Genomic DNA, 12,616 nt, shown 5'->3' with positions numbered 1-12,616 from the left:
CTTTTCTGAATGAGCTGATGCGCCACCCGCATCAGCACACAATCAGCCTTGATCAGTTTTTCGGCAGCACCACATTGAAGGTCGTGCCCTCACCAATGGTCGAGGTCACAGTGATGCTGCCACCGTGGGCGTTGACCACTTCCTTGACGATGAACAGGCCAAGACCCAGGCTGGTCGATGTACTGCGTGTTTCGCTGTTTTCCTCGGTGCTGCGCACCAGCGGATCGAAGATCGTCCCGATAGCGTCTTCGGCAATCGGCTTGCCTTCGTTGTGTACCACCAATATCACCGCTTTCTCGGCACCCGTAACACTGACCGTTATCTCGTGACTGGCCGCACCGTGCTGCAGGGCATTGCCGATCAGGTTCTGCAGCATCTGGCTGATCCGCCCGGCGTCCCAGTGCCCTTTGGTGTTGCCTTCGATGTTCAGCACCGGAACAGAGTCCGGTCGCCCGGCGCAGGCTTCCTCGATGGCTTCACGGCAAGCACTGGCCAAATCCATGTATTTGCGTTCAACCGGTAGCCCGGCGCCCAGGCGACTGCGCACGAATTCCAGCAGATCGCTGACCATCGAGCCCATATGGCGGGTGCTGGTCTGGATACGCGAAACATAGGACTGGGTCTTTTCGTCCAGCGCTATCTTGCGTGCCAGCAATTCCGTCGACATGCTGACGGCCTGCAGCGGCGCGCGCAGATCGTGACCCAGAATGGCAAGAAATATATCCCGTGAACGGCCAACCCGTTCCGCATAGGCAGCGGTGGATTCGGCAAGCGCCTCGTCGATGGCTTCGTTGAAACGAATCACGTCCTGAAAATCGGCCAGTTGCGGCGCTGCCAGGCTTTCTACCCAGAGGCGGATGACGCTGGCGCGCAGATGGCGAAATTCCGACGTCATCTGCACCAGATCAAAGCCGACCTCATGACGCAACTCGCCATGGCTGCTGGCTGCTTCGTCCAGGCTTGGCGTCTTGTTCAGCTCTTCGCCTCTGGCCTTGGCAATCTCCTCGCTTTTGCTCTGCGCAGTTTTCATGTCCCGTGCAGCTGCGAGCAGAATCGATTTGGCGTGATCGCGCAGCTCTAGCTTGCTCATCGAGTCGGCGGCAGGTTTCAGAGTCCTGGCGAAGTCTTCCCATTCATCGACAATGCGATCCACATGAACAACGATGAACTCGGAAAGGCGCATGTCCGACTACCTTGTTGGAGGAGCGTGACGGAAGATGGCGCATATTATCGCTTTTACATGACACGACAAACAGGGCGTTTACTGTCATTTCTGTCAGTAGACGCTGATTGTGGTCAGCAGTAGCTTGGTAGTCTGACTAACATTTGGATAATGACCATGTTGAAGACAGAGTTTGCAGCGTTCGTCGAAGAGCAGATCGCGCTGGCGGGGGAGATACTGGCAGATGCAAAAGTAAGCAAACGGGACTATATGTCGGGAGGCAAACTCAGCGTTTTTCTTGCTCTGCATCGGGTGTTGCAGGGTAAACCGACTGAACAGGATCTGGGCATGCTCGACGCCATCAACGACTCGCTGCAGTCGTTGCAGATACTGAACTCTAAAGAGACATTCCTGGAGCTTCTTGAGCCTTAGGGCTTTAATCCAGTTTGTACGTCAATCCAGTTTGTACGTCGAGCAGCAGGGGCTCAACAAGAGCCCCCACTTTCGAGCGCTTTGCTAGAACAGAAAATACCGTTGTGCCATCGGCAGCACATCGGCCGGTTCGCACCATAGCAACACGCCGTCGGCCTTGACCTGATAGGTCTGTGGGTCAACTTCGATGTCCGGCAGGTAGTCGTTGTGGATCAGGTCTTTCTTCTGCACGGTGCGACAGCCTTTGACTACGCCGATCTGCTTCTTCAGGCCCAGTGACTCCGGTACGCCTGCGTCGAATGCCGCCTGGCTGATAAAGGTCAGGCTGGTGGCATGCAGCGAGCTGCCGTAGCTGGCAAACATGGGGCGGTAGTGAACCGGTTGCGGTGTCGGGATCGAAGCGTTGGCGTCGCCCATCAGGCTGGCGGCAATGGCGCCGCCCTTGAGGATCAGGGTCGGTTTGACGCCGAAGAATGCCGGACGCCACAACACCAGGTCCGCCCACTTGCCGACTTCGATAGAGCCCACTTCATGGCTGATGCCGTGGGTGATCGCCGGGTTGATGGTGTATTTGGCGATGTAGCGCTTGGCGCGGAAGTTGTCGTTGCCGGGACCGTCCTGCGGCAGGGGGCCGCGCTGCTTCTTCATCTTGTCGGCGGTTTGCCAGGTGCGCATGATCACCTCACCAACCCGGCCCATGGCCTGGCTGTCGGAACTGAGCATCGAAAAGGCACCCAGGTCGTGAAGAATGTCCTCGGCGGCGATGGTTTCCCGGCGTATACGGCTTTCCGCGAATGCCACGTCTTCGGCGATGCTCGGGTCCAGGTGGTGGCAGACCATGAGCATGTCCAGGTGTTCGTCGATGGTGTTACGGGTAAAAGGCCGGGTCGGGTTGGTCGAGCTGGGCAGCACGTTCGGAGAACCACAGGCCTTGATGATATCCGGCGCGTGGCCACCACCTGCACCTTCAGTGTGGTAGGTGTGGATGGTGCGGTTCTTGAACGCGGCGAGGGTGGTTTCGACGAAACCTGACTCATTCAGCGTGTCGCTGTGAATCGCGACCTGCACGTCGTATTCATCGGCAACGCTCAGGCAGTTGTCGATGGCTGCGGGTGTGGTGCCCCAGTCCTCGTGCAGCTTCAGACCGATAGCGCCCGCCTTGACCTGCTCGATCAGCGGGCCGGGCAGGCTGACGTTGCCCTTGCCGGTGAAGCCAATGTTCATCGGAAACGAATCCGAAGCCTGGAGCATGCGCGCCATGTGCCACGGACCGGGCGTGACCGTGGTGGCGTTAGTGCCAGTGGCAGGGCCGGTGCCGCCGCCGATCATGGTAGTCACGCCGCTCATCAGCGCTTCTTCGATCTGTTGTGGGCAGATGAAGTGGATGTGCGTGTCGACGCCGCCAGCGGTGAGGATCATGCCTTCACCGGCAATGACTTCGGTGGCCGCGCCGACCGCAATGGTCACGTCTGGCTGGATGTCCGGGTTACCGGCCTTGCCGATGGCTGCGATGCGTCCATTCTTGATGCCGACGTCAGCCTTGACGATGCCCCAATGGTCGATGATCAGGGCGTTGGTGATCAGCGTGTCGACCACATCGGCGGCCATTAGCTGGCCTTGGCCCATGCCGTCACGGATGACCTTGCCACCGCCGAACTTCACTTCTTCGCCATAGGTGGTGAAGTCCTTTTCGACCTCGATCCACAGTTCGGTGTCGGCCAGGCGAACCTTGTCGCCGACGGTGGGGCCGAACATGTCTGCGTAGGCTTGTCGGCTTATCTTCATCTTTCGTACCTCGGATTCAGAGCGGCAAGCTGCAGGCCGCAAACTGTAAGTTTTTCAAAGCGACCAGCGGCGAGCTGCAAGTCGTTAGTCGTCAAAGCTTTTGATCCTCGTGCCGAGTGCCCATCGTCATACACACGTCCCGATTGGATGCCGGCATGACCGTTGCGGCGATCCGCATTGCTCACGAAGACGTTAGTCCGAACGCCCTGTTTCTGGAGGCTGTACCGGCCTCTTCGCGAACAAGTTCGCTCCTACGGCATTCGGCCAGAATCAAAAGCAGACTTGTATGTAACGATGAACGCGGAGCGTAGGAACGGTATTCAAAAAGGCTTCAATCCAGATCGCCCATTACCCGTCCGGCAAAGCCGTAGACCTTGCGCAATCCGGCCAGGTCCACCAGCTCGACTTCACGGGACTGGCCCGGCTCGAAGCGCACGGCGGTGCCGGCCGGGATATTCAGGCGCATGCCGCGGCTGGCGGCGCGATCAAAGGTCAGTGCGTCATTGGTTTCGAAAAAGTGGAAATGCGAGCCCACCTGAATCGGCCGGTCGCCACTGTTGGCAACCGCCAGGCTGAGGGTACGGCGTCCGTCGTTGAGTTCGATATCGCCGGGCTGGATCTGGTATTGACCAGGGATCATGTCGGTTGCCCCAAGGTTTTGAAATAAATGGCGGTCGGATGAAGGCGACCGTCCGGTGTGGCGCAGTAGCCTGGCAGTTCGCCGACGCGGGTGTAGGCCAGCGCGCTATAGAACGCTTCAGCCACCGAGCCCGCTTCGGTGTCCAGGTGCAGCAGCCCGCGTTTGTGTTTTACTGCAACCTGCTCGACTTCGTCCATCAGTTGCCTGCCCAGACCACGACCTCGGGCGCTGGGCAGCACCATCAGTTTCTGCACTTCGGCGCGGTTCAGGCCATTGGGCTTCTGGCACAGTGACAACTGCGCGCTGGCCAGCACATTATCGTCTTCGGCCACCACCCACAGCAGCAGACTGCCTGCGGCGATATCGGCCTTCAGGCCATCGCACCAAGCGTACGCCTGCTGCATATCCAGATCAGCCATGAACCCCACCGATGCGCCGCCGTGAACCGTTTCAAACAGCAACTGCGCCAGACCATGGCGATAATGGGCGAAGCTTTCAGCGGTAACACGTCGCAGTTGTGCATGGTTCATGGCGTGCTCTCTAGAAGGGCTTGGGTGATTGTGACGCGGGTGCCGGAACACCGGGCGACAAATCCAGTTGCATGAAGGTCAGGTCCAGCCAGCGGCCGAATTTGGTGCCGACTTGCGGCATCTGTCCGGTAGTCTTGAAGCCGAGGCGTTCATGCAGGGCGATGGAGGCCGCGTTGCCGCTTTCGATGGCGGCTACCATCATGTGTTTCTCACAGTCTCTGGCTCGTTCGATCAGCGATGCCATCAGGCGCGGCCCCAGCCCCTTGCCGCGCTGGTCTGCGCGAACATAGACCGAATGCTCCACCGTATGGCGAAACCCTTCGAAGGGGCGCCAGTCGCTAAACGATGAGTAGCCCAGCACCTCGCCTGCGTGGTCGACGGCCAGCAGAATTGGATACGCCTGACTCTGGCGAGCTGCGTACCAGGCCTGGCGGTTGGCCAAGTCGACCGGTCGTTCATTCCAGATAGCCGTGGTATTGAGCACTGCGTCGTTGTAGATCTCCAGAATGCCCGGCAGATCGTCCGGCAGGGCATCGCGAATCACGTCCTGCATGATCACTCCTTCAGGCAATCGGCTGATGCACGGTGACGAGTTTGGTGCCGTCCGGAAAGGTGGCTTCCACCTGAATCTCCGGGATCATTTCCGCGATACCTTCCATGACCTGATCGCGGCTCAGCAGGGTCGTGCCGTAGTGCATGAGCTCAGCGACGGTCTGTCCGTCACGCGCACCTTCGAGCAGTGCCGCAGAGATGTAGGCCATGGCTTCCGGGTAATTGAGCTTCACACCGCGTGCCAGACGCCGTTCGGCGACCAGTCCGGCGGTGAAGATCAGCAGCTTGTCTTTTTCGCGTGGTGTCAGGTCCATGGGGTTTCCGTTTGTTCAAATTCGGTGGTTGATCGTTCCCAGGCTTGAGCCCTCATCGTTATGTATAAGTCTGTTTTGGGTTCTGGCCGAAGGCCGTGGGAGCGAACTTGTTCGCGAAGGGGCCGGTGTAGTCGCCGAAAATGCAGCGCCTAAAACATTGTCTTCGCGAACACGTTCGCTCCCACGCCCTGCGGGCAGAAGCGCTAAAAGCCCCGATTTTCGGGCTTTTCAGGACTTATGTATCACGCTGAGTGTATCAGCGCCGAGGGTGTAGCCTGGAATGCAGAGCGTCCAGTCATCAATCAGGTGTTCCAGATTCTTGGCGTTACCGCCTGGCGTCCCAGCAGGGCAGGGCGCAGGTATTTCCAGATTTGTATCAGCCAGGCTCGCGCGTGCAATGCTTCGTCTGCCAGGCAGCGAGCCACTACAAGGCCCGGCAATTGGGTCAGATCACCGCGTACCGGGTTGGGCATCGACAGCGAGCGACAGGCCTCAAGCAGATCGCTGCTCACTTCACCGGTCAGCAGCAGGGTGGCGAATACCGTTTTGCCGTCCAGGCCGATGGGCGAGTCCAGCAGCCCGTCGCCACCGATAATGCGTTGCCGTTCGTGCCAGAGCAATGTGCCGTCGCGGCGGATATCCAGATGCGACTGAAAATGTCCCTGCTCGAAACGCTCGCCGCTGGCCGGACGGCCCAGTGCTACTACATCCCAGTAGCATAGCTTCGCGTCACCGTGCAGTTCTATGCGGGTGGTAAGTTCTGCCTGGGCATTGCTGAAAACGATGGTTTCCTGCGGCAGCCATTCCAGCGTCGCGCCGGGCTGGACATGCAGCTCCAGTTGCTGAAAGGCCGGGCTGGCGGCGCGATACCATTTCGCCGCGCCGGGGCTGGTCAGTTGTGCCCAGGCATCGGCACCGACCGTGGCTGAAATGTCCAGCCGGTCTCCCCCGGCGATACCGCCCGGTGGGTGAACGATGATGTGCTGGCACACCTGCGGTCCTTCGGCATACAGATGCTTTTGCACCCGCAGCGGCCCTTTGTGGCGACGTTGGGTCGGGCGTGTGCAGTCATCGAAACGGCCATAACCCAATTCCAGCTCGGCATGCCAGCTGGGGGTAAAAAGGGCGGTGTTGGCAGGCAGATTCATGGTGTCTTCATTGGCTTGTCGAGTGCAGCACGATAACGGATTGGCGCATTAATTAAATAGTCACCAGACCGCGAACCCCTTCGGTCTCCATGTTCTCGCCACGGCCCTGCTGGACGATTTCTCCTCGCGACATCACCAGGTATTGATCGGCCAGTTCCGCCGCGAAGTCGTAGAACTGCTCGACCAGCAGAATCGCCATGTCGCCGCGCTCGGCCAGTTTTTTGATCACTGCGCCGATCTCCTTGATCACCGAGGGCTGAATACCTTCGGTAGGCTCGTCGAGAATCAGCAAGCGTGGACGACTCGCCAGTGCCCGGCCTATCGCCAATTGCTGCTGCTGACCACCGGACAGATCGCCGCCACGCCGATGTTTCATCTGCAGCAGCACCGGGAACAGCTCGTAGATAAATGCCGGCACTTCCTTTGCTTCGGAGCCCGGAAAGCGTGACAGGCCCATCAACAGGTTTTCCTCGACCGTCAGCCGGCCGAATATTTCCCGGCCTTGCGGCACATAAGCAATCCCGGCATGCACCCGCTGATGCGTCTTGAACTGGGTGATGGCCTTGCCTTCCCATTGCACCGAGCCTTCCTTCGACGGCAACAAGCCCATCAGCACACGCAACAGCGTAGTCTTGCCTACGCCGTTGCGGCCCAGCAGGCAGGTGACTTCACCGACCTTCACATCAAACGACAGACCGCGAAGAATGTGGCTGCCACCGTAATACTGATGAAGCTTTTCGACCTGGAGCATGGTGAATGTTCTCGTCGGTTGCAGCGTAATCGTAATGTTGGGACGCGGGGCGTCTGGACAGGTATTTCCGTGCCGCGCGCCGATCAGTTCGTTGCGTCAGCGCCCTAAATACACTTCGATTACGCGTTCGTCGGCCTGCACGTCGTTCAGCGAGCCTTCGGCCAATACGCTGCCTTGGTGCAGCACGGTGACGTGGTCGGCAATCGAGCCGACGAAGCCCATGTCATGCTCGACCACCATCAGTGAGTGTTTGCCGGCCAGGCCCTTGAACAGCTCGGCGGTGAATTCGGTTTCGGCGTCGGTCATGCCCGCCACCGGCTCGTCGAGCAGCAGCAATTGCGGGTCCTGAACCAGCAGCATACCGATCTCCAGAAACTGCTTCTGGCCGTGAGACAGCAAGCCCGCCGGGCGGTGCATGGAGGTGGTCAGGCGAATGGTTTCCAGGACTTCGCGTATCCGGTCCTGCTGTTCGCCGCTCAACCGCGCACGCAAACTGGCCCATACCGATTTGTCGGTCTTTTGAGCCAGTTCAAGGTTCTCGAACACGCTCAAGGCTTCGAACACCGTCGGCTTCTGGAACTTTCGGCCAATTCCGGCCTGAGCAATCTGCACTTCGCTCATCTGCGTCAGGTCCAGCGTTTCGCCGAACCAGGCCTTGCCGTGGCTGGGGCGGGTCTTGCCGGTGATGACGTCCATCAGCGTGGTCTTGCCAGCGCCGTTGGGGCCGATGATGCAGCGCAGCTCGCCCACGCCGATGTACAGATTCAGATCGTTCAGTGCCTTGAAACCGTCGAAGCTGACGCTGATGTCTTCCAGCGTCAGGATCGTGCCGTGTCGTGTGTTCAGCCCTTTGCCAGCGCTTTTGCCAAGGCCTACCGCATCGCGGCTGGTGCCTGCATCAGAGTTGGGTGCCAGAACCGGTTCAAGCATGAACGACGGGGTAGGAGTGGTTTTCATTGCTCGCTCCTTTTCTTCAGCAAGCCGATCACGCCTTTGGGCAGGTACAGCGTGACGATGATGAACAGCGCGCCGAGAAAGAACAGCCAGTATTCCGGGAAAGCCACGGTGAACCAGCTTTTCATGCCGTTCACAAGACCCGCGCCCAGCAATGGGCCGATCAACGTGCCACGGCCGCCCAATGCTACCCACACTGCTGCTTCGATAGAGTTGGTCGGCGACATTTCGCTGGGGTTGATGATGCCGACCTGCGGCACATACAGGGCCCCGGCCAGGCCGCACAGTACGGCACTCAAGACCCAGACAAACAGCTTGAAGCCGCGCGGATCGTAACCGCAGAACATCAGGCGGTTTTCCGCATCACGCAACGCCGTCAGAACCCGGCCGAACTTGCTCTGCGCCAGGCGCCAGCCGATGTACAGGCTGGCAATCAGCAATAAGACTGTCGCTAGGAACAGCGTTGCTCTGGTTCCTTGGGAACTGATGCTGAAACCCAGAATGCTGCGAAAGTTGGTAAACCCGTTGTTGCCGCCAAAGCCGGTCTCGTTGCGAAAGAACAGCAGCATGCCGGCAAACGTCAGGGCCTGGGTCATGATCGAGAAATACACGCCTTTGATCCGCGAGCGGAAGGCGAAGAAGCCGAACACCAGCGCCAGCAGCCCAGGTGCGAGGACCACCAGACACAGCGCCCAGAGGAAATTGTCGGTGCCTGCCCAGTACCACGGCAGTTCGGTCCACGACAGGAACGTCATGAACGCAGGCAAACCATCACCTGCGGCCTGGCGCATCAGGTACATGCCCATGGCATAGCCGCCCAGTGCGAAGAACAGGCCGTGGCCCAGCGACAATAGCCCGGCGTAGCCCCAGACCAGATCCAGCGCCAGGGCGACAATGGCGTAGCAGAGGATTTTGCCCACCAGGGTCAAGGTGTAGGCCGAGACTTGAAAGCTGTTATCGGCAGGCAACAACGACAGCAACGGCAGTGCCAGCAGCACAGCCAGTATCACAATGCCTGCGGTCAACGTGCCTTTGGGGCCGACTTTTTGTGCGGCAGTTACCATCAATGGCTGGCTCATCAGTCGATCACCCGTCCTTTCAATGCGAAGAGGCCTTGCGGACGTTTCTGGATAAACAGAATGATCAGCGCCAGTATCAGGACCTTGCCCAATACAGCGCCGATTTGCGGTTCGAGAATCTTGTTGGCAATGCCCAGCCCGAAGGCCGCCATCACGCCACCGGCCAGTTGCCCGACACCGCCGAGCACCACCACCAGGAATGAGTCGATGATGTAGCTTTGGCCAAGGTCGGGGCCGACGTTGCCGATCTGGCTCAGGGCGACGCCGCCCAGACCTGCAATGCCCGAGCCCAGACCGAATGCCATCATGTCGATGCGCCCGGTCGGCACACCGCAGCAGGCAGCCATGTTGCGGTTCTGGGTCACAGCACGCACGTTCAGGCCCAGTCGGGTCTTGTTCAGCAGCAGCCAGGTCAGCACGACCACGAACAGGGCGAAGGCGATGATCACGATGCGGTTGTAAGGCAATACCAGGTTAGGCAACACCTGAATGCCGCCTGACAGCCATTGCGGGTTGGCGACTTCAACGTTCTGCGCGCCAAAGGCCAGACGTACGGCCTGAATCAGCATCAGGCTGATGCCCCAGGTGGCGAGCAGAGTTTCCAGCGGGCGGCCATACAGGTGACGAATGACCGTACGTTCCAGAGCCATGCCGATCGCGGCGGTGACAAAGAACGCCACTGGCAGCGCGATCAGCGGGTAGTACTCGATGGCCCCCGGTGCATAGCGCTGCAGCATCAGTTGCACGACATAGGTTGAATAGGCGCCCAGCATCAGCATCTCGCCATGGGCCATGTTGATCACACCCAGCAGGCCGAAGGTGATCGCCAGACCCAGCGCCGCCAGCAACAGGATCGAGCCCAGCGACATGCCGCTGAACGCCTGACCGAGGATTTCGCCGATCATCAGCTTGCGCTTCACCTGTGCCAGGCTGGTTTCAGCCGCCACGCGTACCGAAGCGTCGGTTTCCACGCCGGGCGCCAGCAATGATTCAAGACGGGTACGCGCCAGCGGGTCACCGGTTTCACCCAGCAGTCGCACGGCAGCCAGACGTACTGTCGGGCTGGAGTCGACCATTTGCAGGTTGGCCAGCGCCAGGGCCAGCGCGCTTTTGACGCTGGAATCGGTTTCGCTGGCGACACGCTCGGTCAGTAGCTCCAGTTGTGCAGGGCGAGCGCTTTTTTGCAATTGCAGGGCTGCTGCCATACGCAGTTGCGTATCGGCTGCCAGCAGTTGGTGGCTGGCCAGCGCTGTTTCAACCAGACCACGCAGCCTGTTGTTCAGGCGCAGTTTGCGCGGTTCGTCAGGAGTTGGGGCGTCGGCTGCTGCAGGGGCTTGTGCATCGACCGGCACGTATTGATCGTTGTTTTCGATCCAGGCGCGCTTGCTGCTGTCGGCGGCAACACGGCCATCGCGCAGAGCTTCAAGCAGTTCAACGCGTTCCGCTGTCGGCTTGGCTGCCCAGGCCTCCAGCAGCTCGGCCTGTTGTGCAGAACTGGCTGCGACAAAATCACTGGCATCGCTGGCCTGAGCTGCAAGGGGCAGCAGCAGGCTGATAGCGAGGATGAAACGGTAGAAGTAGGAAGGCATATCAATATGGCCTTGATTGAGTGTGTCGCCGTCTGCTCTTGATTCTGGCCGAAGGCCGTGGGAGTGAACTTGTTCACGAAAGGGCCGTTACATTCACTGAAGATGTATCGTTTGAACAGCCGCCTTCGCGGACAAGTCCGCTCCTAAAAAAAATGCTTTCCACCCTGAGGCCGAGCGAACGTGTGCGTACGACTAGCGCTGGAGCGTAGGGGCGAGAGTTGTTGTGCTCTCAGCCCCGTCACATCAGTTGCTCTTCACGGGATGATCAGGCTTTTTGTCGTTGCCAGGAATGTAGGGGCTCCATGGCTGGGCGCGGATCGGCTCTTTGGTTTGCCAGACGACGTTGAACTGACCGTTATCCTCCACTTCGCCAATCATTACCGGCTTGTGCAAGTGGTGGTTGGTTTTGTCCATGGTCAGGGTGAATCCCGACGGTGCTGCGAAGGTTTGTCCGGCCATTGCCTCGCGTACCTTGTCCACGTCAGTGGTTTTGGCTTTCTCGACTGCCTGTGCCCACATGTGAATACCGACGTAGGTAGCTTCCATCGGGTCGTTGGTCACCGCTTTGTCAGCGCCTGGCAGGTTTTTCTTTTTGGCGTAGGCAGTCCAGTCAGCGACGAACTTCTTGTTGACCGGGTTTTCCACCGACTGGAAGTAGTTCCAGGCGGCGAGGTGGCCTACCAGTGGTTTGGTGTCGATGCCGCGTAGTTCTTCTTCGCCTACCGAAAACGCTACAACCGGTACGTCGGTGGCTTTCAGGCCCTGGTTGGCCAGTTCTTTGTAGAACGGCACATTGGAGTCGCCGTTAACGGTGGAGATAACCGCTGTCTTGCCACCTGCAGAGAACTTCTTGATGTTGGCCACGATGGTTTGATAGTCGGAGTGACCGAACGGGGTGTAGACCTCTTCGATGTCTTTATCCGCTACACCCTTGGAGTGCAGGAATGCACGCAGAATCTTGTTGGTGGTACGTGGGTAGACATAGTCGGTGCCGAGCAGGAAGAAGCGCTTGGCCGAACCGCCTTCTTCACTCATTACGTACTCGACCGCAGGGATCGCCTGTTGGTTAGGCGCGGCACCGGTGTAGAACACGTTGGGCGACATCTCTTCGCCTTCGTACTGCACGGGGTAGAACAGCAAGCCGTTGAGTTCCTCAAAGACCGGCAGCACCGATTTGCGCGATACCGATGTCCAGCAACCAAAGACCACCGCCACCTTGTCCTGGGTCAGCAATTGGCGGCCTTTTTCGGCGAACAGTGGCCAGTTGGAAGCCGGGTCGACAACCACTGCTTCGAGCTTCTTGCCGTTGACGCCGCCTTTGGCGTTGATCTCGTCAATGGTCATCAAGGCCATGTCTTTGAGCGAGGTCTCGGAGATCGCCATGGTCCCGGACAACGAATGCAGAATACCGACCTTGATGGTTTCGGCAGCCTGAACGGTCCAGGTCAACCCCATGGCGGCGATCGATGCGGACAGGGTAAAGGCTTTGGTCAGGCTGCGACGCTTCATTGACTAGCTCCCTTGGTTCATTTTTTTGATAGGTCTGCGGCGGTGCATTACGTTGCTCTTTCAACCGTTAGCAAGGTCTGGGCCAACCTGAGCGCGTCGCAAAATGGAACGAATGTGTCGCGCAGTAAAGGGTATGCGCACCAACCTGGAACGGGGGCAGGAAGAGGGCGT

13 protein-coding genes are annotated in these 12,616 nt (G+C 59.1%); 1 reads left to right on the top strand and 12 read right to left on the bottom strand.

Features of this window, described 5'->3' with window-relative positions:
- Positions 1-52 precede the first annotated feature (52 nt).
- Complete coding sequence (locus tag FFH21_RS23990; protein ID WP_004666320.1) at positions 53-1,183, bottom strand: sensor histidine kinase KdpD; 1,131 nt, start codon at positions 1,181-1,183, stop codon at positions 53-55.
- Positions 1,184-1,339: 156 nt separating this feature from the next.
- Here FFH21_RS23990 and FFH21_RS23985 point away from each other — a divergent pair, with 156 nt between their 5' ends.
- The gene (locus FFH21_RS23985) at positions 1,340-1,594 is read left to right on the top strand and encodes a hypothetical protein (RefSeq protein ID WP_011169576.1); all 255 of its coding nucleotides are present in this window, start codon (positions 1,340-1,342) and stop codon (positions 1,592-1,594) included.
- An 84-nt stretch (positions 1,595-1,678) separates the two neighbouring features.
- Here the strand turns inward: FFH21_RS23985 and ureC are convergent, their stop codons facing one another.
- The 11 genes from ureC to urtA all read right to left on the bottom strand — a co-directional run bounded on the left by ureC (position 1,679) and on the right by urtA (position 12,445).
- Entirely contained in the window at positions 1,679-3,379 is a 1,701-nt protein-coding gene (ureC, locus tag FFH21_RS23980) for an urease subunit alpha (RefSeq protein ID WP_002555404.1), read from the bottom strand.
- 331 nt (positions 3,380-3,710) lie between these two features.
- Complete coding sequence (locus tag FFH21_RS23975) at positions 3,711-4,019, bottom strand: urease subunit beta (RefSeq protein ID WP_004644206.1); 309 nt, start codon at positions 4,017-4,019, stop codon at positions 3,711-3,713.
- Entirely contained in the window at positions 4,016-4,549 is a 534-nt protein-coding gene (gene ttr / locus FFH21_RS23970; RefSeq protein ID WP_002555402.1) for a tabtoxinine-beta-lactam acetyltransferase Ttr, read from the bottom strand. The genes FFH21_RS23975 and ttr overlap by 4 nt, the downstream gene beginning before the upstream one ends.
- A 10-nt stretch (positions 4,550-4,559) precedes the next feature.
- Positions 4,560-5,102, bottom strand: coding sequence for a GNAT family N-acetyltransferase (locus tag FFH21_RS23965; RefSeq protein ID WP_011169575.1), 543 nt, complete (start codon positions 5,100-5,102; stop codon positions 4,560-4,562).
- Positions 5,103-5,112: 10 nt separating this feature from the next.
- Positions 5,113-5,415: an urease subunit gamma gene (gene ureA / locus FFH21_RS23960; protein WP_003317023.1), complete on the bottom strand. Its 303-nt coding sequence runs from the start codon at positions 5,413-5,415 to the stop codon at positions 5,113-5,115.
- A 302-nt stretch (positions 5,416-5,717) separates the two neighbouring features.
- The gene (locus FFH21_RS23955; protein WP_011169574.1) at positions 5,718-6,563 is read right to left on the bottom strand and encodes an urease accessory protein UreD; all 846 of its coding nucleotides are present in this window, start codon (positions 6,561-6,563) and stop codon (positions 5,718-5,720) included.
- A 52-nt stretch (positions 6,564-6,615) separates the two neighbouring features.
- Positions 6,616-7,314: an urea ABC transporter ATP-binding subunit UrtE gene (gene urtE / locus FFH21_RS23950; protein WP_002555398.1), complete on the bottom strand. Its 699-nt coding sequence runs from the start codon at positions 7,312-7,314 to the stop codon at positions 6,616-6,618.
- A 96-nt stretch (positions 7,315-7,410) separates the two neighbouring features.
- Entirely contained in the window at positions 7,411-8,271 is an 861-nt protein-coding gene (gene urtD, locus FFH21_RS23945) for an urea ABC transporter ATP-binding protein UrtD (protein ID WP_004655780.1), read from the bottom strand.
- Entirely contained in the window at positions 8,268-9,347 is a 1,080-nt protein-coding gene (urtC, locus tag FFH21_RS23940; protein ID WP_004666316.1) for an urea ABC transporter permease subunit UrtC, read from the bottom strand. The genes urtD and urtC overlap by 4 nt, the downstream gene beginning before the upstream one ends.
- Complete coding sequence (gene urtB, locus FFH21_RS23935; RefSeq protein WP_011169573.1) at positions 9,347-10,936, bottom strand: urea ABC transporter permease subunit UrtB; 1,590 nt, start codon at positions 10,934-10,936, stop codon at positions 9,347-9,349. The genes urtC and urtB overlap by 1 nt, the downstream gene beginning before the upstream one ends.
- Positions 10,937-11,179: 243 nt before the next feature.
- The gene (gene urtA, locus FFH21_RS23930) at positions 11,180-12,445 is read right to left on the bottom strand and encodes an urea ABC transporter substrate-binding protein (RefSeq protein ID WP_011169572.1); all 1,266 of its coding nucleotides are present in this window, start codon (positions 12,443-12,445) and stop codon (positions 11,180-11,182) included.
- Positions 12,446-12,616 lie beyond the last annotated feature (171 nt).

The sequence above is a fragment of the Pseudomonas sp. KBS0707 genome (assembly GCF_005937945.2).
Taxonomy (GTDB): domain Bacteria; phylum Pseudomonadota; class Gammaproteobacteria; order Pseudomonadales; family Pseudomonadaceae; genus Aquipseudomonas; species Aquipseudomonas amygdali.
This window is presented reverse-complemented; position numbering and strand designations above follow the sequence as displayed.

What these genes read in the sequence shown, in the direction of transcription:
- FFH21_RS23990 (WP_004666320.1), bottom strand. Translation starts at nt 1,183, where the DNA reads ATGCGCCTTTCCGAGTTCATCGTTGTTCATGTGGATCGCATTGTCGAT.
- FFH21_RS23985 (WP_011169576.1), top strand. Translation starts at nt 1,340, where the DNA reads ATGTTGAAGACAGAGTTTGCAGCGTTCGTCGAAGAGCAGATCGCGCTG.
- ureC (WP_002555404.1), bottom strand. Translation starts at nt 3,379, where the DNA reads ATGAAGATAAGCCGACAAGCCTACGCAGACATGTTCGGCCCCACCGTC.
- FFH21_RS23975 (WP_004644206.1), bottom strand. Translation starts at nt 4,019, where the DNA reads ATGATCCCTGGTCAATACCAGATCCAGCCCGGCGATATCGAACTCAAC.
- ttr (WP_002555402.1), bottom strand. Translation starts at nt 4,549, where the DNA reads ATGAACCATGCACAACTGCGACGTGTTACCGCTGAAAGCTTCGCCCAT.
- FFH21_RS23965 (WP_011169575.1), bottom strand. Translation starts at nt 5,102, where the DNA reads ATGCAGGACGTGATTCGCGATGCCCTGCCGGACGATCTGCCGGGCATT.
- ureA (WP_003317023.1), bottom strand. Translation starts at nt 5,415, where the DNA reads ATGGACCTGACACCACGCGAAAAAGACAAGCTGCTGATCTTCACCGCC.
- FFH21_RS23955 (WP_011169574.1), bottom strand. Translation starts at nt 6,563, where the DNA reads ATGAATCTGCCTGCCAACACCGCCCTTTTTACCCCCAGCTGGCATGCC.
- urtE (WP_002555398.1), bottom strand. Translation starts at nt 7,314, where the DNA reads ATGCTCCAGGTCGAAAAGCTTCATCAGTATTACGGTGGCAGCCACATT.
- urtD (WP_004655780.1), bottom strand. Translation starts at nt 8,271, where the DNA reads ATGAAAACCACTCCTACCCCGTCGTTCATGCTTGAACCGGTTCTGGCA.
- urtC (WP_004666316.1), bottom strand. Translation starts at nt 9,347, where the DNA reads ATGAGCCAGCCATTGATGGTAACTGCCGCACAAAAAGTCGGCCCCAAA.
- urtB (WP_011169573.1), bottom strand. Translation starts at nt 10,936, where the DNA reads ATGCCTTCCTACTTCTACCGTTTCATCCTCGCTATCAGCCTGCTGCTG.
- urtA (WP_011169572.1), bottom strand. Translation starts at nt 12,445, where the DNA reads ATGAAGCGTCGCAGCCTGACCAAAGCCTTTACCCTGTCCGCATCGATC.